13 protein-coding genes are annotated in these 25,227 nt (G+C 40.7%); 8 read left to right on the top strand and 5 right to left on the bottom strand.

Annotation, left to right across the window (positions count from 1 at the left end; all coding sequences use genetic code 11):
* Position 1: 1 nt before the first annotated feature.
* Entirely contained in the window at positions 2 to 1,354 is a 1,353-nt protein-coding gene (locus tag V6R21_RS21770) for a RagB/SusD family nutrient uptake outer membrane protein (RefSeq protein ID WP_334245653.1), read from the bottom strand.
* Between the two features lie 37 nt (positions 1,355 to 1,391).
* Positions 1,392 to 4,391, bottom strand: a complete 3,000-nt coding sequence (locus V6R21_RS21765; RefSeq protein WP_334245652.1) for a SusC/RagA family TonB-linked outer membrane protein — start codon at positions 4,389 to 4,391, stop codon at positions 1,392 to 1,394.
* An 890-nt stretch (positions 4,392 to 5,281) separates the two neighbouring features.
* On the opposite strand from V6R21_RS21765, the gene V6R21_RS21760 reads away from it, so the two are divergent.
* From V6R21_RS21760 to V6R21_RS21735, 6 genes are all read left to right on the top strand, one after another.
* Complete coding sequence (locus tag V6R21_RS21760; RefSeq protein ID WP_334245651.1) at positions 5,282 to 8,953, top strand: DUF4961 domain-containing protein; 3,672 nt, start codon at positions 5,282 to 5,284, stop codon at positions 8,951 to 8,953.
* Positions 8,954 to 9,402: 449 nt separating this feature from the next.
* Positions 9,403 to 12,435, top strand: a complete 3,033-nt coding sequence (locus V6R21_RS21755; RefSeq protein WP_334245650.1) for a SusC/RagA family TonB-linked outer membrane protein — start codon at positions 9,403 to 9,405, stop codon at positions 12,433 to 12,435.
* Positions 12,436 to 12,446: 11 nt separating this feature from the next.
* Positions 12,447 to 14,075 carry a RagB/SusD family nutrient uptake outer membrane protein gene (locus V6R21_RS21750; protein WP_334245649.1) on the top strand — a complete coding sequence of 543 codons (1,629 nt, stop codon included), beginning with the start codon at positions 12,447 to 12,449 and terminating at the stop codon, positions 14,073 to 14,075.
* An 86-nt stretch (positions 14,076 to 14,161) separates the two neighbouring features.
* Entirely contained in the window at positions 14,162 to 15,187 is a 1,026-nt protein-coding gene (locus V6R21_RS21745) for a SusE domain-containing protein (RefSeq protein WP_334245648.1), read from the top strand.
* 207 nt (positions 15,188 to 15,394) lie between these two features.
* Positions 15,395 to 18,070: an alpha-L-rhamnosidase-related protein gene (locus V6R21_RS21740; protein WP_334245647.1), complete on the top strand. Its 2,676-nt coding sequence runs from the start codon at positions 15,395 to 15,397 to the stop codon at positions 18,068 to 18,070.
* Between the two features lie 202 nt (positions 18,071 to 18,272).
* The gene (locus tag V6R21_RS21735; RefSeq protein WP_334245646.1) at positions 18,273 to 20,321 is read left to right on the top strand and encodes a M13 family metallopeptidase; all 2,049 of its coding nucleotides are present in this window, start codon (positions 18,273 to 18,275) and stop codon (positions 20,319 to 20,321) included.
* A 114-nt stretch (positions 20,322 to 20,435) separates the two neighbouring features.
* On the opposite strand, the gene V6R21_RS21730 is transcribed toward V6R21_RS21735, so the two are convergent.
* Positions 20,436 to 20,852 carry a hypothetical protein gene (locus tag V6R21_RS21730; RefSeq protein WP_334245645.1) on the bottom strand — a complete coding sequence of 139 codons (417 nt, stop codon included), beginning with the start codon at positions 20,850 to 20,852 and terminating at the stop codon, positions 20,436 to 20,438.
* A 418-nt stretch (positions 20,853 to 21,270) separates the two neighbouring features.
* Here V6R21_RS21730 and V6R21_RS21725 point away from each other — a divergent pair, with 418 nt between their 5' ends.
* A complete protein-coding gene (locus V6R21_RS21725) occupies positions 21,271 to 22,410 on the top strand; it encodes a THUMP domain-containing class I SAM-dependent RNA methyltransferase (RefSeq protein ID WP_334245644.1) in 1,140 nt (379 codons plus the stop codon).
* Between the two features lie 100 nt (positions 22,411 to 22,510).
* A complete protein-coding gene (locus tag V6R21_RS21720; protein ID WP_334245643.1) occupies positions 22,511 to 23,032 on the top strand; it encodes an NUDIX hydrolase in 522 nt (173 codons plus the stop codon).
* A 65-nt stretch (positions 23,033 to 23,097) separates the two neighbouring features.
* On the opposite strand, the gene V6R21_RS21715 is transcribed toward V6R21_RS21720, so the two are convergent.
* A complete protein-coding gene (locus tag V6R21_RS21715) occupies positions 23,098 to 23,607 on the bottom strand; it encodes an inorganic diphosphatase (RefSeq protein ID WP_334245642.1) in 510 nt (169 codons plus the stop codon).
* Positions 23,608 to 24,035: 428 nt separating this feature from the next.
* On the bottom strand, positions 24,036 to 25,127 hold the full coding sequence (locus V6R21_RS21710) for an ABC transporter permease (protein WP_334247592.1): 1,092 nt from the start codon (positions 25,125 to 25,127) through the stop codon (positions 24,036 to 24,038).
* Positions 25,128 to 25,227 lie beyond the last annotated feature (100 nt).

Genomic DNA, 25,227 nt, shown 5'->3' with positions numbered 1-25,227 from the left:
ATTAATTGCCTCTATTTTCTTCAAAATTGATTTCATCAAAAGGAATAGGGAAGCTTTCATGTACGATATCTCCCGGACGGTCAATTGGTAGTTCATCAAGCATGTCATAGCGTCTCATATCTACCCATCTGTGACCTTCGTAGAATAAGGAATATCTACGTTGATTCAACATCTCCTCAATCAATGCATCCTGACTTAAAATAACCGATGGCTTAGCAACTAGTAACGGATTAAGTCCTGCTGCTTCTCGAATAATATCCAAAGCTTGTACTCCTTCTGCAAGGTTGCCTTCCTGAATATTAGCTTCAGCATATAATAAAATAAGTTCCTCATTTCGAATAATTGAGATTGGACTTTCAATGCTTGTATATACCGTAACATCATAAGGGCTGCTAAGATCTGCCTGCTCAGCAACTACATCCCTGATAGCAGTTTTCTCAGTTACTCTCGTATCACCAGCTTCAGCTTCTTCAACCCAATCTGGGTGCGCAACACGTATATCTCCTGAAGCATTTGGAGCGATGAATATAGGATTGATCCGATCACCGCCACCTTGCTGGAAAGCGTAGTAGGTGCCAGTCGTGAGGTCACCTTCTAAATCCATAAAAGACTCATCCAAGTAGCCTAGTGCGTCTCCATACAGCTCTCGGTATACCGCTACACGTGCTGCTAAGCCACGGTTGAATTGGCGGAATGTCGAGGCAGTTTCAAATCCTTCAAACCCATCAGACAATGGAAATGGAAGTTCCTCAACTGCATTGCTTAAGTGGGTATCACCACTATCAAGTAGACTGGCAATTCTGGTCAATGCATCATCTCTGGATACAAAAGGACCCAAATTGTTAGGGTCTTCTACATCGACCCTGATACCATTTTCATTTTGTAGGTTAAGCACCATCAAAAGTTGGTGAGCCTGTATGGTTCGAGCAAATCCCAAGTATGCTTGTTTTTCTTCTTCTGTAACTTGATTGGTATTATTGGTAGCCTCAATCAGGATATTGGCATTCTTGATTGTTTGGTATCGCTCAGTATATGGACGGGTAACGTAGAATGCATTGTTGTCCAGCATACCACCACCTTGTCCCAATAAATCTGATGTAAAGCGAGGGTCTGATCCTGAGAATCGGTAGTACTCCCTGCCTACAATACCTACATCATCGTAGAAATTATCAAGATCTGAACGCATATTTGAAACTGTGCCTGTTACAAGGTTATTGAGCTGTGAAGGTAAAGCCTCGCTCTGGAAGCTACCTAGACTTGGGCTATTAGGATCTACCTGATCGCCAATTTCACAACTGAGTGCAGCGACCATACAGATTCCCAAGCCTATTGTATGAATATATTTTTTCAACATAGTGATGACGTTTTTTTGATTGGAAATTTCTGACAGATCATATTCCTAACTGAACATGGAAGAAATACCTCCTTGATGATGGGAATGGAGCTACTTCTACACCTGTGGAGATACCATTATTACCAAAGTTAGATACCTCAGGGTCGTAGCTGTTGTAGTCTGTAAACATAACCAGGTTATAGCCTGATACACCTAAGCGTATATAATCCAACCACTCTCTTTGAAGCGGAATTTTATAGAAAAGTGAAATTTCTCTTAGCTTCAGGTAGCCTGCATCTTCTATAAATACCGTTGCATTGTCTCTATCAATAAATGCCTGAATACGCTCAGGACCATTTGCAATACCGTTTCCATTGTCATCATCATCAAAATCGTGAGTAGTACCCGCAAAGTCAGCCAACAGGTTTGTAAGGTTGATATTATCGCCTCCTTTTTTCCAGTGCCAAAGCATATTGAATTGGAAGTTCTTCAGGAAGGTCACCGTATTGTACCACGAAAGCTGGAAGTCAGGTTCAGCATCACCAATTTTCACATCACCATCAGAGCCTGGAACAGGTCCTACTATTTGAGTAGCTGAAGAGCCTTCTTCTACCCTGTAAATACCAAGGAAACTAGAGAATCCACCATTAGGGGCATCAAATGAAGGAACATCAAGGCTTAAGATTTTAGAACGGTTTCTCCAGAAGATAAAGCGGGTGTCCCAGGTAACATTTGTTTTTTGTAATGGAGCAGCTCCTAATGTGATTTCAACTCCTCTGTTACGCAGTTCACCTCCATTGATAAATTTATCTTCGAAACCAGATGACTGTGGTACATCAGCCTGAAGAATCAGGTCTTCCACTTTCTTGTTATACCAAGTCGCTTCCAGATATACTCTGTTATTGAGAATACCTAAATCAATCCCTGCCTCAAACTCTTTAGCCCTTTCAGGTTGGATATCTTCATTACCTTGAATTTCTGATATTAATGAACCCGCATTGGAAGAGATATTAGAGCCATTAAATATGGTAAAGGCAGGTTGTCGAAGTGTTACGGAGTTGGCAGAAGGTACACCACCAGCTTCACCGTAGGCTGCCCTTATCTTTACTTGATTGAAGAGGTCCTTGTCAAAGAAGTCAAAGTTGGCAACGTTTACCGCAGCAGAAGCTTTTGGGTAGAAGAATATCTCATCAGGGTCTCCGTTTAGAGAGGTCTTATCTAATCTTACACCAGCAGTCAGAATAACCCGATCCTTCCAGTTGACCTCTTCTTGAGCGAAGTAGCCTATGTCAGTCGTTTCAAGTATTCTGTCAAATACATTGATAGCTCCCGCTTGCTCCAGGTTTTTCTGTCCACCAATCAAGTCCGTAGCTGTGACAATATTTCTCATTTGGTCTACCTCAAACCTGTTGGCCCCTAATTGTGTGTTGAAATTAAAGGCACCATTGTCAGTAGTGAGGTTATGGAGCAAAGCTACCGTACCATTAAAGTTCGTATTAGAGTTATTTCCTCTAGCGAAGAAACCGTTGGTGGCAGTTAAACCTGACTGTTGCCACTGCAGTGTTTCTGGGAAGTAGGCTTTGGAATCGTGGTTGATAATATCAAGTCCTCCATACACAATGAACTTCAGTGAAGATCGCTTTCTGACTAATAGGTTGAAGTCTAAATTCAAGCCTATAATAAAACGGTCAGTTTGTTCTTCCACTTCTGAAAGATCCCTTGTTTGAAGGAAATTAGAGGACGCAAATGGGTTGTCCGGATAGACACCATTTTCATTTGGGAAAAGGTCTGCCCAAGGGTAAGTATTTACGAGTGAGATTCCGACCGAAACACCTGCATTATCATTGTTGGTGACCGTACGGTCAGCTTTAGTATTCAAGTAATTCAGGTTTAGCCCGATCTTGATGTCTTTATTAAAGTTGTGCTCAATATTGGCTCTCATGGACTTCCTTTCATACCCTGTGCCTTTGATAATACCTTCTTCATCTTGCCATAAGCCTGATAGGTAAAAGCGGGTATTTTCATTGCCTCCACTAAGAGAAAGGTGTGTTCTTAATAGCAAACCGGTTTCCCCATATAACTCTTCCTCATAGTCAACAAGTCTTCCATTGTCCAAGGCTTCTGTAAAAGCGTCAAGTTGAGAGGGAAGTTCAGCAGCAACATTTTCTTCAGTAAAAGTTCTGGTACCTAGCTTGTTTAGAATTGAGGTACCACCTACATCCTGAGAAAGTGTAATTTTGGTTTTACCTGGTTGTCCTCTCTTGGTTTTAATAATGATTACCCCTGCATTGGCTCGGGTACCATATATAGCAGAAGTGGAAGGTCCTTTGAGTACCTCGACACTTTCGATATCTTCAGGGTTGATATCAGCAATCCTGTTTGAAGGGTTATCTTGCGGACTGGTGATTTCGCCATCAGTATCAGCAATCGTGGCGCTGTTCGTACCAGCAGAGAAAGATGCATTGTTCATATATACACCATCCACTATATAAAGTGGTTCTGAAGTACCGTTGATGGTCGTAATACCTCTTAGCTTAATGGAAACCCCACCACCTGGCGCACCTGAGTTGGAGGTGATATTGATACCAGGCAGTTTTCCGTAAAGTGCTCCGTCCAAGGTTTGTGGTACGGTAGTACCCATCAGCTCAGCACCGGAGACTGTAGATACGGCATTCGCAAGGTTGGATCGTTTTACGCTACTGGCGAGTCCCGTGACGACAACCTCTTCCAAATTGGCAATGTCTTGTTCTAGTTCAATCTGAAGTGGTTGTGTTTCAGGTGTGACAGTAATCTCCTCTGGTAAGTAGCCAACAGAAGACAGAATCAAAGCTGCATCTTCTTCGCTAAGTTCTATTGAAAAATTACCGTCTACGTCAGTTACTGTACCTCTATTTTCATCCTTGACCTTAATACTTGCACCAATGATTGGCTCACCACTAGTCTTGTCGATGAGCTTTCCCTTCACAGTATACTTACCTCTAGTAGTTTGGCCGAACACCGTAGTGACGGCAAACATCAGAAGAAGTAACAGGAAGAAACTTCGTAGATGTGTTTTCATAGCGGTTAGAGTTTGGTGTTACAGATTCTTTATTGGCAAACTGAGAGGGGGGCATTCTTCATTGATGTAGCCCTGAGTTTGAGCTAGGGGTATGTCGAATGGTTACCTATTAACTAAATAGGTATATAGTACAGTGAAGAAAGCAGCCGCCTCAGTAAATAAGTCGTCTATAAGGTAGTATGATAGAATGGGGAAGGTAGGGGTAGGTAGGCAATTACAAAATTGAAATAACCCTTAAGGTCATTTAAGTTAACTTATTGTAATATAAGGTTTTTTGCCATAACTAACATTGCCCTGTTGAGCATGAAATGTTAAGAGTTGTGTATAGTATGGAAAGTAGGCAGGTATACATTTTTCGGTTAGGCCATTTTTTGTATATTGATTCGTGTAACAATGTAAATTGTATATAAAACCCGTTAGGTAATAAATTCACCTATTTTCAAGAAAAACACCCTAATATAACCTCGTCAGGAAGCAATGCTTTTTCCATGACAAACTTACATGACTCCTCAGAGAGAAAACTTATGCTTACTCGCTATGAAAAAACTAGCCCTTTTTTTCTTGATTTGGCTATTACTTATGTTCACACTTGCACAGCTATCCCATGCAAGTTCTTGGTTTCAATTGAATTCAGATACAGGAAATAATAATCAGGTCCAATTCAGCTTACCTGCTTTAATAGTCGAATGAATTGGCTTATTCTGTTATCTAGTATTTGATCCTTTCTATAATTATTTGAAGACGAATTTGTGTCATTATTCGCTTTGATTAGAAGAAAAAACACTTGTCTAAAATTGCACATCTCTGGTAATATGGCAGTTCATTCGCATACCTGTATTGCCTCATCCCAAACTCGATTTTGAATTAATACCTCAACTATCTATTTAGCTATGATAAAACACAGACTTTACATGTTCGTGTGGCTTTGCCTTTTGGCAGTAGTAGCCCGTTATGCGTATTCCAATACACCCAATAAAAAAGTGGAAGATGTCGCTTTGGGACTCAAGTTCGTGTCTCCTGGTGGATTGGGTTTTGTTGAAAAGGCCCAGTCAATATATTTTGAACTGTCTACTGAAACATCATCAACCATTACCCTGACAATTGGAGGGGAGGAAGTGAAGACGGTTGCCAATGCTACCCAGCTTACCTATACACATGTTGTCACAGAAGATGGAGGTTTTGTAAATGTAGTAGCTACTGCAACAGCTGGAGCTGATACAGAGTCCTTAACACTGACCTATCAGGTTATGCCAGCAGTTCAGACTGCCCAAAGACCGGCAGGTACTGTGCCTGGGGTTAATTATATAGGAGGAAATACGTCAAAGGCTGTTCTTGTATTGCATGATCCGGCGAAGGTAAAAGCATTTGCTTATGTAGTAGGAGACTTTACAGATTGGGAAGAGAAAAGTGCTTACCTGATGAAAAAGTCAGAAGAGGCAGATGGAAATTACTTTTGGTTAGAGTTGAATGGATTGCAGGCAGGGCAGGAGTATGCTTTTCAGTATTGGATTGACGGTGGTTTAAAGTTGGCAGATCCTTATGCAGAGAAGGTGCTTAATGAAGAGGATAGTGAGATAGCAACAACTGTATATCCAGACTTAAAGTTATATCCAGAAGGAAAGACAGAGGGAGCCGTAGCTGTTTTGGAGACTGGCGCAGCAGCTTATACATGGCAATCCAATGCGGTAACAATCTCTGATAATGAGGACTTGGTGATATATGAAATGCATATTCGAGATTTTACGTCAGAAGGAAGCTTTAAGGCCGCAATAAGCAGACTAGATTATCTCAAAGACCTAGGCGTTAATACAGTTTTGATTATGCCTGTTATGGAGTTTGAAGGAAACAGCAGTCAAGGCTATAACCCCTTGTTCTATTTTGCCCCAGATAAGTCATATGGAACAGCTGAAGACTTGAAAGCACTGATTGATGCAATTCATGGAAAAGGAATGGCTGTTGTATTGGATATTGTATTAAATCATACAATGGCTGAATCACCATTAGTAAAGTTGTATAGCTCTGCCTCAGGAGTGCCAACAGCGATAAACCCTTGGTACAATGGAAACCAACCCCATGTAGGTTTTACAAAAGGGTACGATTTGGACCATGCTAACCCATTGGCTCAGCAGTTTGTAGATAGGGTCAATGCTTATTGGCTTAATGAATTCAAGGTAGATGGGTTACGTTTCGACTTCTCAAATGGTTTTACGAACGTGGCTGGAAATGGCTGGCAGCCTGACGCTTCACGTGTACAGCTTATTGAGCGAATGGCTGATGAAATATGGAAGGTAAATCAGGAAGCATTGGTTGTGTTGGACCATGATACAGATTATGAGGAAAGAAAGACATTAGCAGCTTATGGATTGCTGGTTCAAGGAAATGAGAACCCAGTATTCAGGGAAACGTCCAAAGGAGGTTACGCAAATCTGGAGTTTCAGTATGCAGGCTTTTATGAATTTGAAAACCTGAACCTGATCAGCTTTATGGAAAGTCACGATCAGGAACGTCTGGCGTATGAAGCTTTATTTAAGGGAAGAATGAGAGGAGACTATAATATTACAGATATGTCGACAGCTTTCCAGCGACTGAAGCAGAGTGCTGCATTCTTTCTAATGACCCCTGGTCCTAAAATGCTTTGGCAGTTCGGTGAATTGGGTTATGATGTATCATTGATGCAAAATGAAGTGAATGGAGCTTTGAGTGAAGATAATATGGATGCGCCTAAGCCTGTTTTATGGAGTTATGCTGATGAGGCTGAGCGTAAAGAGCTTTATGAGTTGTACAAGACACTGCTGGCGTTAAGGGAGACATATAACTTGAATGCATTGATGAGTGAGAATGTCACAATGAAGATGGGAGGATCATTGCGTTTGAAAGAAATATTGTTGACAGGAGCTGATCTCAATGTGAAGATGATTGGCAACTTTGGCATGTCAGCAGCTAGAGTAGAGTATGACTTGACAGAAGTTGGAAATGCTTGGTTCGATTATTTTGCTGGAGGAAAAAATGTTCCTGTAAACGGCGCATTCATATTGGGACCTGGAGAGTTCAAGTTATTGGTGAGTAAGCCTATTACATTCCCTAAGCAAGGCATGATAAAAGAGGATAATACTACAGTGGCGGTATTCCCAACAGAGTTTGATGCCAATACAGTTATCAAGATATATTTTGATCCTGCCAAAGCCGGTTCAGCTCTTTCAGATGCAGAAGAGGTGCATATGGCATCTGGAATTGTTTTGGAAGGTCCTGAGAGCAGTAAGGTGGTAGATTTGGTCAATGATGACAATGAGAAGGGGAAGATGGTGAAACAACCTGATGGTTCTTGGCAAATAATCATTACACCAAGCGATTATTTTGATATAGGGGAAAATGAATTGCCTTACAGGATTGGGATGTATTTCCGAAATGCAGAAGGGACTGAAGAACAGAAATCACCTCTTGGAGAATATTACTATGCGAACTTTAAGCTTTTCCCTGAGCAGGTATGGTTGATAGGTTCAATGATGGATTGGAGTTTGACAAATGCACAAGAACTTCAGACCAATGGCAATGGAGAGTATTCTGTAATAATGGATTTACAGCCTGGTGATTCCTTTAAGTTTATTGACGCTTTAGATTATAGTGCTGGTACGGAATACGGCTCTGATAACAATGTAGACCTCAGGATTGCTGACGGTGAAGGAGGAGATATCTCCTTGCCTGAAGGAAAGCCTACCGGAACATATAAGGTAGTGGTGAACCTCAATGAGATGACAGTCTCGTTCCAAGACCCTCAAGTGTTAAGTACTGCCAAGAATATATTGTCCTATAATGTTGATGGTTTTGATGCCTTGATTGATCAAGGGGCTTCATCAATACGGTTGGTAATGCCTGACGGTACTGACCTGACAAATTTGGCGGCAGTAGTAAGGATCTCCACAAATGCGACGATTTCACCTGATCCTTCAGCAGCACGTGACTATACCTCTCCTGTGGTATATACCGTAACCGCAGAAGATGGAAGTACACAAGAATGGGTAGTGACTATTTCTGCAGGTAAGAGTACTGCCAATGACTTGCTATCATTCACGATGGCGGATGTTGCAGGTGCAATTGATGGAGAGGCTCACACCGTACAGTTGCTGTTACCTACAGGAAATGACATTAAGAGTCAGTCTGCAGTCTATGAGATATCTCAGTTTGCTACCATCACCCCAGACCCTGGAGTAGCTAGAGACTATTCTTCTCCTGTCGTCTTTACAGTAGTAGCAGAAGATGGTACATCACAAGAATGGACTGTTACAGTTCAGTCAGAGGCAAATGGATTGGATGGTAATGCCTTATCTGCGCAGGTGTTGATATATCCCAATCCGTTTGGTGAATCCTTTAATATGAAGACGGTCGGACTGAAAGGAGATATCAATGTCCGGATTTTTGACCTGACCGGAAGACTTGTATGGCAAACTATTGAAGAAGCTGGTTATCCTGTAGTGTTCAGTACCGCATCTTTCCATAGTGGAATGTATATGATGGAAATAGTAACAGAAGAAGGTAGAACACTTAAAAGAATTATTAAGCAGTAAGCTAAACCAAATATAGTATTTAGAGATCCAGAAAGCAGTTTGCTTTTTGGTAACCTGATGACAGTATAAGAAGTCCCTTCTCTCCATAAGAGAAGGGGCTTTTTTTGTTCTTTTAGAAAGGGCTTGTGAAAATAGTGTTGAGTTTATTGGATTGAAAATCAATGATTAAATAATGAAAAATGAACAAATGTAAGGATTTGTTGAATTTAACATATAAATGTTATACACAGTGTTATTAGATGGGTTAAATCTTGAAGATTTTGGTTAGAATATGTAAATTCATAAACATTTTTGAAAAGTGTGTATAACACTATTAATAAAGATGGAATGTAAGATTTGATAAATGAATTGCTTTCAACCTATAACGAGCGGCTTATACTTAGATTTCCTTACATAAGATTGTGTTAAAAATCTGATAACGAGAACAGAATAAAGTTACCCAAACAGCTATGAAGAAGAATTGCTACTTATTTCATTGCCTCGCAACAATGTTACTCGTGCTGATGATGCCCCTGATGGTATTGGCACAAGAACGGACTGTTAGTGGAGAGGTAGTAGATGAAAATGGACAGCCTTTACCAGGTGTCTCTATTCAGCTCAAGAATACCCAGTATGGTACCATTACAGATTTTGATGGTAAATATACACTTAACCTGCCCAGTGATGGTGTTTTGGTTTTTTCCTATGTAGGTTACTTGCCTAAGGAGGTCCAGATAGGGACTCAAACGAATATTAATATGCAGATGGAAGTGGATGCCGAACAGCTTGAAGAAGTGGTGGTGATTGGTTACGGTACTGCTAAGAAAGAAGATTTGACAGGTGCCGTTCAATCGGTTTCTACAGATGAGTTTAACAAAGGTGCTGTAGCATCCCCTCAAGAGCTTGTGAATGGTAAAATACCCGGCGTTCAGATTACGACAGCGGGTGGTGCACCAGGATCAGGAGCCATTATTCGTATCAGGGGTGGTTCATCGCTTACAGCTACCAATGACCCCCTAATCATTATCGATGGTGTGCCAATTGATAATGACAATGTAGCAGGTATGCGTAACCCTTTGAATACCATTAACCCAAATGATATTGAGACTTTTACAGTGCTAAAGGATGCCTCTTCGACAGCAATTTATGGTTCAAGGGCTTCCAATGGGGTTATTATCATCACCACCAAAAAAGGACGAGGTGACAAGATAACGGTAGATTACTCAGGTAATGTTTCTTTGGCAGTACCGACAAAAGATATAGATGTCTTGAATGGTACGGAGTACAGAGCCTTAATCAACGAACAATTTGCAAACGACCCCAATATAATTGGCTTGATGGGAGATGCCGATACTGATTGGCAGGATGAAATATTTAAGAAAGCTTGGGCAACGGAGCACAATGTAGCGGTGTCTGGTTCAATCAACCAAGGAGTATTGCCTTATAGGGTATCCATAGGTTATAACAATGCAGACGGTACCTTAAGACCAACTAACTTGGAGCGTTGGACTGGTAATATCAACCTTAATCCTCAACTGTTTGACAGTCACTTGAAAATCAACCTGTCGATTAAAGGGATGTATATTAAGAACCGGTTTGCAGATCAGGCGTCTATTGGTAATGCAATCAATATGGACCCTACACAACCTGTCAGAGATGAAGATGGTGAGTTGTTCTTTTGGGCAGATGCAGCAGGAAACCCCAATCCGATTGCTCCATTTAACCCTGTAGCCTACAGAACCTTCAAGGACGATAGATCAGAGGTTTGGCGTTCACTGGGTAATATTCAGTTGGATTACCGCTTCCACTTTTTACCTGCTCTTCGTGCTAACCTGAACCTTGGGTATGACTGGTCTGATTCAGATGGCGAAGTAGATAATCTGCCTGGAGCTTCTTATGATGCGGCAGCTTATGAAACGGGCTCATTCCAAGACTACTCACAGTATAAGAGAAACAAGCTGTTGGAATTCTACTTGGCTTATGAAAAAGAGTTCCCAGATATAGAGTCGAACTTGTCAGTGTTGGCAGGTTACTCTTGGCAGGAGTTTGATGTGTCTGATAGGTCTATGGAGGTTTTTGGAGACTCAGTACTGAATGACCAAGGAGTCTTAGAACCAAGAGTGCGAAGCCCTTTGGCAATTGATAAAACAAAGTACAGACTGGTATCTTTCTTTGGTCGATTGAATTATACATGGAAAAGCAAATACCTGTTAACTTTCACCTTGCGTAATGATGGTTCTTCACGCTTTGGAGACGATGAAAGATGGGGGTTGTTTCCATCTCTAGCTTTAGCTTGGAATATCAGTAATGAGCCATTCCTGAACGATTCTGAAAAAGTAAGTACACTGAAGCTTAGAGCAGGTTATGGTGTAACAGGACAGCAGGATATTGGGCAGGACTTTGGTTACCGAAGTGTATACACCAGAAGCCAGCCTACAGCCAATTATGTTTTATACAACAATGATGGAACTTTTGAGAAGGTTCAATTTGCTACACTGCGACCAGAAGAGTTTGACCCTAACTTGAAATGGGAAGAAACCACAACATGGAACGTTGGTATTGATTACGGTTTCTTCAACGATAGGGTGAATGGTTTGTTAGACTTCTATTACCGGAAAACTGATGACTTGCTTAACCAGATTCCTGTGGCTTCGGGTTCAAACCTGAGTAATGAGTTGATCACTAATGTGGGTAGTCTGGAAAACAAAGGTATCGAGTTCGCGCTGAATTATAATGCCATTCAAAATGAGGATTGGTTCTGGGAAATTGGAGTGAACTTCACTTATAACAAAAATGAGATCACAAAGCTGACCAATGTGGACGATCCAAATTACTTGGGCGTATTGACAGGTGATATTGCCGGAGGTACAGGTAACACAATACAGATACATAGTGTAGGACATCCAGCCTTCTCTTTCTTTGTATTTGAACAAGTATATGATGATGATGGCAAACCTGTTGAAGGAGTGTATGTGGACCGAAATAATGATGGCGCAATAAACGATGCAGATAAAAGACAATACAAGCAGCCTGCACCAAAAGCATTATTTGGTTTAACGACACGTCTTACATATAGAAGCTGGGACTTTAGTGCAACAGGACGTGCAAACTTTGGAAACTATGTTTACAACAATGTGGATTCGGAAGGTGCCTATCTTAATAAGTTACAGACTTCTGGTCAGTACTTGAGAAATGTGACCTCTGATATTTATGATACCCGTTTCCAAGCTCCACAATACTTCTCTGACTATTATGTACAAGATGCCTCTTTCTTCCGTCTGGATAATATCTCTTTAGGTTATAGCTTCGATAAGATTTTTGGAGAGACTTCTTATGCAAGGGTTTATGCAACTGTCAATAACCTGTTTGTCATTACGGATTATGATGGAATCGACCCAGAAGTTAACAACATTGATGAAGATGGTGTTTCTACTATAGGTATTGACAACAACTTTTATCCACGTCCGAGAACTTACTTGCTAGGCGTTAATCTATCATTCTAAACCCAGACACCATGAACAACAAACACATTAATATAATTTGGAAGGCCATTTTTCTGGTCTTGGTCATGTCGTTTTCGGCATGTGTAAATGATTTGGATATTGATCCAGTGGACCCTGATCAAAAAGCAGCAGAACAGGTATATGAAGATGAAGATGCTTTCTTGAGTGGGCTAATGAAAATATATGCAGGATTTGCAGTTTCAGGACAGGAAGGACCTGCAGGAAACGGAGACCTTGAAGGATTTGACGAAGGTAATAGCCAGTATTGGAGAGGTTTCTTTGTTTGTCAGGAACTGCCTACGGATGAAGCGGTAAATGGTTGGAATGATGGTAACCTGCCACGAATGAGTCAAGTGACTTGGACTTCTGCCAATGAGTTTATCCGTTCATTCTATTACAGGGCACTGTATCAGGTATCTGTCGCTAATGAGTATTTGAGACAAGCCAATAATGTAGTTCAAGAAGATTGGGAAAATGCCGATACATATATTGCAGAAGCACGTTTTCTGAGAGCATTTGCTTATTGGCATGCATTGGATCTTTTTGGAAACAGAATACCATTTACAACAGAAGAGACAGCTATAGGAGGAGATTTGCCTCTACCAGCAGGTGAAGATGAAAGAGGACCTGAGCTATTCAATTATCTTGAAAGTGAACTACTGGATATTGTTGGAGATGGTAATGCAGAGTCACCACAATTGGGAGACCCAAGAACACTTCAAATTGGTCGTGCAGACAAGGCTGCAGGTTGGATGCTTTTAGCAAAATTGTACTTGAATCATGCAGTTTATCTTGGAAGTGAAAATGCGACAATGTATGAGAGTGCGAGAACTTATTTAGATAAAGTGATTGATGAAGGCGGTTTTTCATTGATTACCACTGCCGCAGCAGGAGATGTTTATCATCCTTATGAATTTCTATTCCTTGCAGACAACTATAGAAGCAATGATGAGATTATCTTCTCAATAAACTTTGATGGATTGAATTCTCAATCTTTTGGAGGTACTACCTATATCGTCAATGCTTCTATTGGAGGTAGTATGATCCCTTCTGATTACGGTACCAACTCAGGTTGGGGTGGTAACAGAACTACTTCTGCATTGGTTGAGAAATTTAGTGCAGGTGATGCCCGAGCGTTGTTTTATACAGATGGTCAGACATTGGAGATACAGCAACAAGACCAGTTTACTCAAGGGTATGCGGTAATTAAGTTTAAAAATAAAACCCGTGAAGGTGTAGCTGGAGGAGGTGGAAACCAAGGTTTTTCAGATGTGAATGCTCCAGTTTTCCGATTAGCAGATGCTTACCTGATGGCAGCTGAAGTAGACTTGAGACTAGGAGAAGCCGTTTCAGGTGCTCACTTGGATTATCTCAACGAAATTCGGGATAGAGCAGGAGTGGCACCAGTTTCCAATGTAGACTTACAGTTTATTTTGGATGAGAGAGCAAGAGAGTTGTACTGGGAATGTCATAGAAGAACAGACTTAATCCGTTTTGGACAGTTTGTGTCCGGCTATGATTGGCCTTTAAAGGGTGGTGTATTGGAAGGGTCTGATGTTCCTGAGCGATATGACCTGATGCCAATTCCTACAACGGATATTACAGCCAATCCAAGGTTGATTCAGAACCCAGGCTATTAATATTATAACATAATGTAAAGCTTGAATTATATAAGGAAAACAGTAAGCGATTCTTATGGATCGCTTACTGATTTATTGGTGATAAGATGAAACATTTTATAAGCAAGCAATATTTGATGATGATCGCCTTGCTTTTTTTTGCCTGTAGTGATGATGATATAGTCAAACTCTCAAGTGAACCTACCGCACCTGCACTTAACACAATATTTGAAACGAGTTATCAACTTTCTGTAGAAAACGCGGATCAGATTTGGGAAACAGTTTCATGGGATGAGGCTGATTATAATGCAGGCTTTCCGGTTATCTATACTCTAGAGTTGTCTAATGATGGTTTTAGTACATCCACAGAATTGGCGGAGACAATCGCAGACAGTATAGACATAATGGTTAGTACCCTAAATAGTACACTACTTTCTATGGGCTTGTCAGGGGAGTTTGCTCATAACTTAGACCTAAGGGTTGTGTCAAGAGGAGATTTACCAAAAATAGATACACTCTATTCAACAACCGAAAGCTTTATTGTAGAGCCTTATTCTTTTAAGGTTCCTTATATGACATTATGGGTAATCGGGACTCATAATGGAACAGCGTTTAATGATAACGATGTCATTAAGTCTGTGAATGGAGATAATATATATGAAGGCTACCTGTACTTGGTAGACTCTTTTAAGATGACTCCTGCCCCTGTATTGGAATATGAATATGGTCAGGATCCAGATGGAATGATAGGTGCACTTATTAGTGATAATGAAGTAGCGATTCCTGTAAGTGAAGGAGCGGGATATTACCGATTGAATGTAGACTTAAATTCCTTGACGTATGAAATGTTGAAAACAGATTGGGTAATAGTAGGGACAGCAATAGGAGAGGATATTTCTATGGAGTTCAACAGGGAAGAAAGGGTTTGGAAAGCTGAAGGTGTAATGTTGACATCAGGAAGTTTTCAGTTTAGGGGAAATGATTCTGATAATTTGAGGTTTGGTGATAATCAGCCGGATAGCATTTTGGAAGCTGGCGGACAGGCTATTCCTGTTACAGAAGAAGGAAATTATACCGTGATCTTAAACTTGGATACAACACCTTTCTATCGCTATGAAATAATACGAAACTGATTGGGCATTTCCCCTTAAAACAAAAGTCAAGCTTTCAATTTTTTTAATTGGTAAGAAAAGGTCAAAAGACCATTCACACCATCAATTCTACAGTTTACACGTCAATTTTGTTACTCCTGCCTTAAGTCATTGCTTATTTGGTTTTGAAAAAAGATCTTGTAAATAGAATTATTCTAATAACACACTTCAACAAAATATTACTTCAACATGATTTCCTTCAAGCCCAAGGCACTTGTTTATCTCTCTGCCATTTTGCTTGCTGCTTGCGGTTCACAAACCAAAAACTCATCAGACGCTCTATTTAGTAGCGAAGCATTCTCTATCTATCCCAATAAGGTTACTCAGGGTGATTTCACTGCTTCTGCAAAGTCAGGTACAGAAATGGTCTCTAATTATATCAGTCCTACTGCTGAAGCGTATGACCGAAAAGTGGAGTTCAAGTTTAGCTTAAACCGTAAGGACAATGAATTGCCTTATGGAAAAAATCACAGTGTAATTATCATTCCTGAAGGCGGTAGTTATCAGACTCCTATTATCAAGTTTGGGAAACATCATGCTGATCAGAATAAGGTTTCAGAGGGAGATTACTTAGAAAAAAACACAAAAGTGACCTTCCGTTTGGACATGCGAGATGTCTTGAAAGCCTTTGAGGAAAAGGGTTACTATGAGGATAGTCAAGGAGATAAGGTGGCGAAGTCTGATTTTCAGGGAGTGTTTATCGCAGGTGGAAGTGCCCCTTTGAATTGGGATTTTGAAAACTTAAGCAATGAACTGAAAGATCCTGACGGTGATGGCATTTATGAGATTACTTTAGTCATGAATGCCGAAAATCCTGATGCCCATACTGACAGTAGTTGGAAGTTGGAAAACGATATCAGTGGATACCCGCAGTACAAAAGTGGAATGCCGTTGCAAGACGCTCTCTACAACCTGACTTTGGATGAGGTTATCAAATTATCTGAAGCAGACGGCACTTTCCGTACAGGTAAAAAGTGGGATGGTGTCTGGACCAGAGATGTAAGCTATGCGATTGTGTTGGGTATGGGAGCTGTAGAACCTCAAAGAAGTATCACCTCATTGCGTAAGAAAGTAAAGCGTAATCGTATTGTGCAAGATACAGGTTCAGGTGGGGCTTGGCCTGTTTCTACAGACCGAACCACTTGGTCATTGGCTGCTTGGGAACTTTACTGTATTACAGGTGATAAGCAATGGCTGAAAGAAGCTTTTGAAATAATCCGAAATACTGTAGAGGATGATTTCAAGAATGTAATGGCTAAAGATGGGCTAGTTAAGGGAGAAACCTCTTTTCTTGATTGGCGAAAGCAGGAATACCCTCGTTGGATGGATAATGTCGGCATTTCCCAAACAGAAGCATTAGGAACAAATGTGGTACATTATGCGACATGGAACATCCTCGCTAAAATGGCAAAAGAGTTGGGTGAGCCTGCGGATCAGTACAGAAAGGCAGCTGTAGATCTAAAACAAGCCATCAATAAGGAGCTGTGGCAAGAGGATAAAGGCTTTTATGCCATGTATAAATATGGGGGAAATTACATGATCACTTTGCCAAGAGCTGAAGCTTTGGGAGAAGCCTTGGCTGTGTTGTATGATGTGGCACCTCGGGATAAGCAAGCGGAAATTGTCAGTAATGTGCCCAATGTACCTTATGGAACACCATGTTTTTATCCGCAGATTGATGGCATCCGTCCATACCATAACAATGGGATTTGGCCATTTGTACAGTCATTCTATAATATGGCAGCTGCAAAGGTAGAAAATGGAAAAGCTTTGGAACATGGATTGGCAAGTGTTTATCGTGCTTCAGCACTCTTCTTAACCAATAAAGAGAATATGGTAGCAGAGGATGGCGATTTTGCTACAGAATTGAATTCGGATTATCAGTTGTGGAGTGTAGCCGGACATTTGGGAATGGTATATAAGGTGTTGTTTGGAATACACTACCACCCAGACAGAATTACATTTACGCCCGCAGTACCTAAAGCTTATGATGGTGCTAAAACACTAACCAATTTCAAATACAGAAATGCTGTTCTGAATATTTCGTTGAAGGGCTTTGGTTCTAAGATCAAGTCGTTTAGGCTGGATGGTAAAGAAGCCAAACCTGAGTTTCTGGCCAACCTTAGTGGAGAACATACTATTGATATTGAATTAGTCAATAATGACTTTTCTGCCGACAGCAAGTTTACTTTGGTTAAAAATAAGTTTGCGTTGACAACTCCTGAAGTAACATATGAAAATGGAATACTCAAATGGAAAGCCATTGAAGGAGCTGCCAGTTACCATGTTTTCAAAAATGGGGAAGAAGTAGAGCAAACTGAGAAAACAAGTCTTGAGGTAAAAGCATCAGGGACTTATGCTGAATATACAGTGGCAGCCAAAGATCAGGCAGGGTATTGGTCATTTATAGCTGAGCCTGTTAAGGTTTTCTTACCGTCAGTTCAACAGCTAATTGAAGCAGAATCAGTGGTGGTGCCAACCAAACGAAAAGTTACAGGATTTACGGGCAAGGGGGCTGTCGAAACCTCTAAAGAAGCGAATAAAAACCTTAGCTGGACAATCAATGCACCCAAAGCAGGTGAATACTTTATCGACTTTCGATATGCGAATGGCAGTGGAGCATGGAATACAGATAATATGTGTGCCCTTCGGACATTGGGGGTAAATGGAGAAGCAGTAGGAACAGTCGTAATGGCTCAGAGGGGGACAGATGAATGGTCAAGTTGGGCATATTCCAATGCTTGGGCTATAACATTGAAGAAAGGGAAGAATACAGTTTCTCTTAATTTTGAAGATTACAATGAAAATATGAATGTAGAAATTAACACTGCATTGGTAGATCATTTACGGGTCATTAAAAAGTAATTTCTTTCAACCAACTATCATATCAGAAAAGCGCAAAGTCATTAGGTTGACTTGCGCTTTTATTTTTTGATTTATTCTATTATCAAAGGATTCATTGTGAATAGGATATTCATAATTAAATATTATATTGGATTTTTACAATTTAACTTAGAAGCAATCGCTTAAAGTGTCAATTAAAATTTTTAGTTAAAACAGTTCAATTATGAAATCCAATTACGCAAAGGTACTTTCTGTCCTGTTTGCAGGAGCGGCAATCAGTGCCTGTAATACAGAGGCCCCTAAGCAAGAGGAAGCAAAAGTATTGACTTCAGGTCTTGTTCTAGAAAACATGGACACGACTGTAAGCCCTGGCGACAACTTTCAGATGTATGTAAATGGCTCTTGGCTTGACAAGACTGAAATTCCATCAGACAAGTCAAGCTATGGTGTATTCCAACAACTGAGAGATCAATCTCAGGAAGCTGTGAAAAACATCATTGAAGAAGCTGCCAAAAGTGAGAATGCAAAAGGCTCAGATGAGCAGAAGATTGGAGACCTGTACGCTTCTTACATGAATATGGAGAAGCGAAATGAGGTAGGTATTTCACCTGTTCAAGCAGAGTTTGCTAAAATCGATGCCATCAAAGATAAGAGTGAACTATCAGCTTACTTTGGGTACGCTAACAGAAAAGGCTTTTCTATGCCATTAGGTCTGTTTGTTTATTCTGACTTTAAGGACCCTAATGTTTACTCACTGTATGCTGGTCAGAGCGGATTGGGTCTGCCAGACCGTGAATATTATCTGGAGGACTCTCCAAAAATGGCTGAAATCCGTTCAGAATATGTAGCGCACATTGCCAAAATGTTTGAATTGGCGCAGCTACCTGCTGATGGGCAAACAGCCGAAGGTATCATGGAGCTGGAGACAGCATTGGCGAAAATACATTGGAAGAAAGAGGATACTAGAAATATGCAGAAACTGTATAACAAGTTCTCGATCGACTCATTGGATCAGCTGATGAGTGATGTGGATTTCAAGCAGTTCCTGGCAGAAGCAAAAGCAAAACCTGTAGAAGATATCATCGTAACAACTCCTTCAGCTGTAATTGGGGTGAGCGATGTAATCTCAAATACAGAGCTGGCAACTATTAAAAACTACCTGAAGTGGAAAGCTCTGAACGAGGTAGCTTCAAGATTGACATCTGAACTGGATGAGCAAAACTTTAACTTCTACTCTAAGACACTTAGTGGTGTTAAAGAGCAGAGACCAATGTGGAGAAGAGCTGTTAGTGCAGTAAACGGTTCATTGGGTGAAGTGATTGGTAGAGTATATGTGTCAAAGCATTTCTCTCCTGAGGCAAAAGAAAGAATGCTGGAACTGGTACAAAACCTGTTGGGTGCGTACGAGGCAAGTATCAATGACCTGGAATGGATGAGTGCAGAAACCAAGATGCAGGCATTGGACAAGTTGAAGAAATTCACTCCTAAAATCGGTTATCCTGACAAGTGGAAAGATTACTCTGCTTTGGAAATTGAACGTGACGACCTTTATGGTAACCTTCAGAGAGCAGGTCTTGTGGAGTATGACAAGGACATGGCGAAAATTGGTGAGAAAGTAGACAGAGCAGAGTGGGGCATGACACCTCAGACTGTGAATGCTTACTACAACCCAACAATGAACGAGATCGTATTCCCTGCGGCTATTCTTCAGCCTCCTTTCTTTGATATGAATGCTGATGATGCTGTTAACTATGGTGCAATTGGCGGTGTAATCGGTCATGAAATTGGTCACGGCTTTGACGATCAGGGTAGCACTTTTGATGGTGACGGTGTGCTGAGAAACTGGTGGACCGAACACGATATGGAAGAGTTTAAGAAGAGAACAGGTTCATTGGTGAGCCAGTACAACAGCTTTGAAGTAATGGATGACCTGCATGTAAACGGTGAATTCACTTTGGGTGAAAACATTGGTGACTTGGGTGGTTTGAGTATTGCCTTGAAAGCTTACCAAATGAGCTTGGGAGACAAAGAAGCACCAGTGATGGATGGCTTTACTGGTACGCAACGTGTATTTATGGGCTGGGCACAATGCTGGAAAGCCAAATACAGAGAAGAAGCACTGCGTACACAAGTAAAAACAGACCCACACTCACCTGCTTTGTTCCGTGTAAACGGTGTTGTAAGAAACATTCCTGAGTTCTATGAGGCATTTGCAATCAGTGAAGGAGATTCACTGTATTTGCCTGAGGGTGAAAGAGTGAAAATCTGGTAATTATTACCTCCTGATATAAAAATAAAGCGCAGTCCCTTTTAGTAGGAACTGCGCTTTTATTATGTGTTATTTCATGTGTGAGTCTCCGCCTTCAGATAAGTTAGTGGATGCTTGTCAGACTGAGCTTTTTGATTTTTTCTTAGAAAGAATGTCTTTCAATTCTTCATTGTCATGAGCAATCTTAACTCTCAATTCACTGCCGTTTTCACGGAAACGCATTTCAAAGTCCTCTTGAAGAAACGGAGCAAAATTACGGTTCGGGTCAATTAATATAAAATCGACAGTTTTTGAACTTCTAGGGTTGTTAGCCAAGTTCTTTACTGACCAATCTTCCCATCCATCCCAAAGGTATTCCAAATCGGTTCTGTCTGATACGTAGTGTTTCACTGGGTTTTCAGCGGCAAACCACATGCAGGCTTTCATGGTGCCTACAAATTCTTCTTCTCTTACAACCCCTTTCCAACGGTTGATTAAGGCATTTTTCTCAGGTAACCATTCTGTTACGCAGCTTGAATTTCTGAAAATGATCATAGTAGTCTGAGCAGTTTTAAGGTGATTATTGGTTCCTATTTCATAACAAATGAAGTGTATTAAAGTTCCTTGTTTTGGCACTTGCCTACACCCTACCAGATTGAACTTTTTCTTTCCATATGAAGGCATAACCAAATATGTACACGTGCATTTATGGTTAGAGAAATTTTATGGTTTCTCCTTACAATTCTTCGATAGCTGATCAGTAAGATTCCAAATAGATTTAAGCTGTTATTCGGAACCTGATAATTGAATTTACTAAATAATGAGAGCTGAATAGTTGACTTAATTCAACCTAATTCTGGTGATTTTAATCACTGATGTGAGAATTTCGCTGCATTTGAAATAAATTTGCAACAGCAATGCTTACGGCAGTTTTCCGTGGGTAGTATGTTGATGGAATAAATGATTAAAAAAATTGGATAAAGGATATTACGAGCTGACAGCCAAAACCTTCTTTGGATTGGAAGATTTGCTGGTCGAAGAGCTCAAAGAGATTGGCGCTAAGGACATTAAGAAAGGAAACCGTGTCGTGACTTTTAAAGGCAACGATGAGGTACTGTACAGGGCAAACCTGTGGCTTCGAACGGCATTGAAGATACTCAAACCTATTGCCAAGTTTAAGGCTAAAGATGAGGAGGAGTTGTACAGCCAGATTAAGAGAATTGGCTGGAGCAAGTACATGGACAATGACGGTACATTGGCAATCGATACCACTGTTCGCTCTGATGTATTTACACACTCCAAGTATGTGGCATTGAAAGCCAAGGATGCAATTGTGGACCAGTTTAGGGGCAGAACAGGTGTTCGCCCTTCTGTGGATGTAGAAAATCCTGACCTGAGACTGCATATTCATATGATGGGGATTGACTGTATCCTTTCATTGGACAGCTCAGGAGAGAGCCTTCACCGCCGAGGTTACCGTAAGCTGCAAAAGGAGGCGCCACTCAACGAGATACTGGCAGCTGGACTTATCAAGATGGCTGGCTGGCATGGGCAGTCCAATTTTGTAGATCCTATGTGTGGTTCTGGAACTTTGCCAATTGAGGCCGCCATGATTGCCATGAACATTGCTCCGGGTATGAAACGTACCTTTGGTTTCCAGAAGTGGAAAGACTATGATGTGGAGCTTTGGACAAGATTGCTTGGAGAAGCATTTATGAAACGAAAGCCTTTCAGCCATAAGATTTATGCTTCAGATATTTCAGAAGATGCGATATATGTAGCTGAGCAGAATACCAGAAGAGCAGGAGTGATGGATAAGGTCGTTTATGACGAATCAAGTATCTGGAACTGTAAGCGCCCTGAAGGGAATGGTACAATGATTATAAACCCTCCTTATGGAGAAAGAATTGGAGATAATGTCGAAGACCTCTATGAGCAGGTAGGGGATAAGCTGAAAAAGGATTTTGACGGTTTCGATGCTTGGATTATCAGTTCAAATAGAGAAGCACTGAAACATGTAGGTTTACGTCCTGCCAAAAAGCTGACTGTGTTCAATGGTGGTATGGAATGCCGCTATCAGCACTACGAAATGTATAAAGGCAGTAAAGACTGATTCTCATATTGTCAGAAAGGCACTACTTTAAAAAGGTAGTGCCTTTTTGGTGTAAATATTTTTTGCTTCAATTGGTCAAAACCATAAAAAGATTGTAAAAATGCACCCAAAACATCATTTCAAGTACTGTCCTAGCTGTAGCAAGCCGACTATTTTTTTTCAGAATTATGGCGCCTTCGAATGTGAAGAATGTCATTTTCAGCTTTTCATCAATGCTTCAGCAGCAGTAGCTGCCTTTATTCTAAATGAAGAAGGGGAGTTGTTAATGGCTAAACGCAAGCATGATCCTCAGGCAGGGACATTGGATTTGCCAGGAGGCTTTGTGGAGGTGATGGAGCCTGCCGAAGATGCCGTCAAAAGGGAAATTATGGAAGAGTTAAACCTAGAGGTTACGCATCTTGAATATTTTGGCTCATTTCCGAATGAATACCTTTATAAAGGGATGACTTATCATACACTGGATCTTGCTTTTGTCTGTAAAGTGAAAACATTTGAAGGGATGCAGGTAAATGATGATGTAGCAGATGCCATTTTTATTCGTCCTGAAAAAATAGACTTAAATGATATTGGGTTGGATTCAATCAGAAGAATGGTATTGCAGTACCAGAAGTCAATTAAGTAGCAATAAAAAAAGCATTGTAACTCATAAATAGTGTTACAATGCTTTTTTGTTATATCAAGATGAGATTAAGCCTCAACGCTGCTTGATTCAGCATAACGCTCTCTGTCAGCGATGATTTGTTGGATCGCAACTTTCTCATCAGCCCATCCCTGAATATCAACAGTCTTGCCTTTCTCCAAGTCTTTGTATACTCTGAAGAAGTGCTCGATCTCAGCTTTCAGGTGATCGTTGATCTCGTCAAGTTTAGTGTACTTGTTCCAGATAGGATCTGTAACAGGAACACAAAGCACTTTTGAATCCTGACCTTTTTCGTCAGCCATGTTCAAAACACCTACAGGTCTAACCTCAACTACACAACCAGGGAAGGTTGGGATTGAGAAAAGTACCAAAACGTCAGTAGGATCACCGTCCTCAGCCAAAGTATCAGGAATAAATCCGTAGTCAGCAGGGTAGTGCATAGATGAGAAGATCATGCGGTCAAATCTCATCATTTTCAAGTCTTTGTCGTACTCGTATTTATTGCGACTCCCTTTTGGAATTTCAATTAGTGCGTCAAAAGTTAGTTCTTTCTCCATCTTATTTCGTCAGTTTATAAAGAGAAGTGTAATTCAAAGAGCAGCGAATTTAGAAAAATCATTCTTCAAAGGGAACTTTTTTATCTAAATGGCTCTAATTTCTGGGTGATATTAAGAAAAATTCATGCCTACAAGGCTAATTCAGGACTTGATGAGGCATAAAAAAGGTACATCTCGTGATGATGTACCTTTTAATTTATCTAGGGTAGACTTTGTTTACTGTTCTAATTAAGGATGGCTTATGACTCTCTTGAAAACCATGGTTGCAAAAACCAAAAAAGTAAGGCACGGAATTAATGAGGCATAAAACTTCCAATGGTGAATTCCTGAATCTAATCCTACATTAAGGAATACGATGGCCATCCAAAAAAGCATTGCCAGAGTTAGGGTTAAAATAGTTAGGGGTTTCTTGTTTGTCATATGACAGATTAGTTAAACTTAATAGATTTGATAGGCTCTACTCCGGAAACAATGGATGTAGGAATAAATAGCGAAAGAGAGATCAAGGCAAACAACATAAGATTCAGAACCAGTACAGTCATCCAGTCAAAATAAACAGGGACATAACTGATATAGTAAGTCTCAGCTTCCAATGGAATTAGGTGGAAGTATTGCTGTAAAAATCCCAAACCAATAGCAACCAAGTTGCCAATCAGCAATCCTTTTAATGTCATACGGATACCATTGAATATAAATATGCGCTGTACCAGTCTGTTGTTACTTCCCATCGCCTTCAATGATCCAATCATTCGTGTACGCTCCATAATCAAAATCAGCATGATCGACACGATATTGAAAACTGCGACAAAGGTGATGATGACCAAAAACAGGATGACATTTTGGTGAAGCATCTTAAACCAGTCAAAAAAGTGCGCATAACGGTCTGTCACTTTTTCAAGGTAAAGGTGCATATCTACTTCCTCAAACAGGGACTCAGCAGTGTGGTCCAGTTGCTCGAAGTCATCTACATAAATTTCCAGACCTCCAACCAGTGAGTCGCCCCAGTTGTTGAGTTTTTGTACCATTCTGATATCACCTAAAGCAATGATATCGTCAAACTCTTCCAAACCTGTATTGTAAATACCTGATACCGTCAACCTTCTAGCCCTTGGAGGGTCCTGAATAAAGTACATGGTTACTTTGTCTCCGACAGACAGCTCCATTTTGTCAGCCATGCGTTTGCTGACTGCAATATCACGGCTGACTTTCTCATTATTGAGGTCAGGTAAGGTGCCTGCCACCAGACTTTTCCATATCAAGGTAGTGTCATACTCACTGCCAACACCCTTGATTAAGGCACCTGTCACTTCTGAATCCGTTTTTAGTAAGCCCCATTTGTGTGCGTAACGCTGAATATGCTGGATCTCAGAAATGGAATCTGCATCCTTATAGATATGTAAATCCTTATAGGCCATAGGATGTTCTTCCTGAGAGTTGTTCAAGGAGAATTTCTCCACCAGTAGGTGAGCAGAGTGCGTGAATATTTTTTCTTTGATAGCATCCCTAAATCCATAATAAATGGAGAAAGAAACAATCAGTGATGCAATACCGAGTGCGACACTGCCGATAGCGATCCGTACAATCAGGGACGAAAAACTGCCTTTTTCGTGATTACGGATT

It is taken from the genome of Limibacter armeniacum (assembly GCF_036880985.1).
Classification (GTDB): domain Bacteria; phylum Bacteroidota; class Bacteroidia; order Cytophagales; family Flammeovirgaceae; genus Limibacter; species Limibacter armeniacum.
The sequence above is the reverse complement of the archived record's forward strand: the minus strand, read 5'-3'. Positions and strand labels throughout refer to the sequence as shown.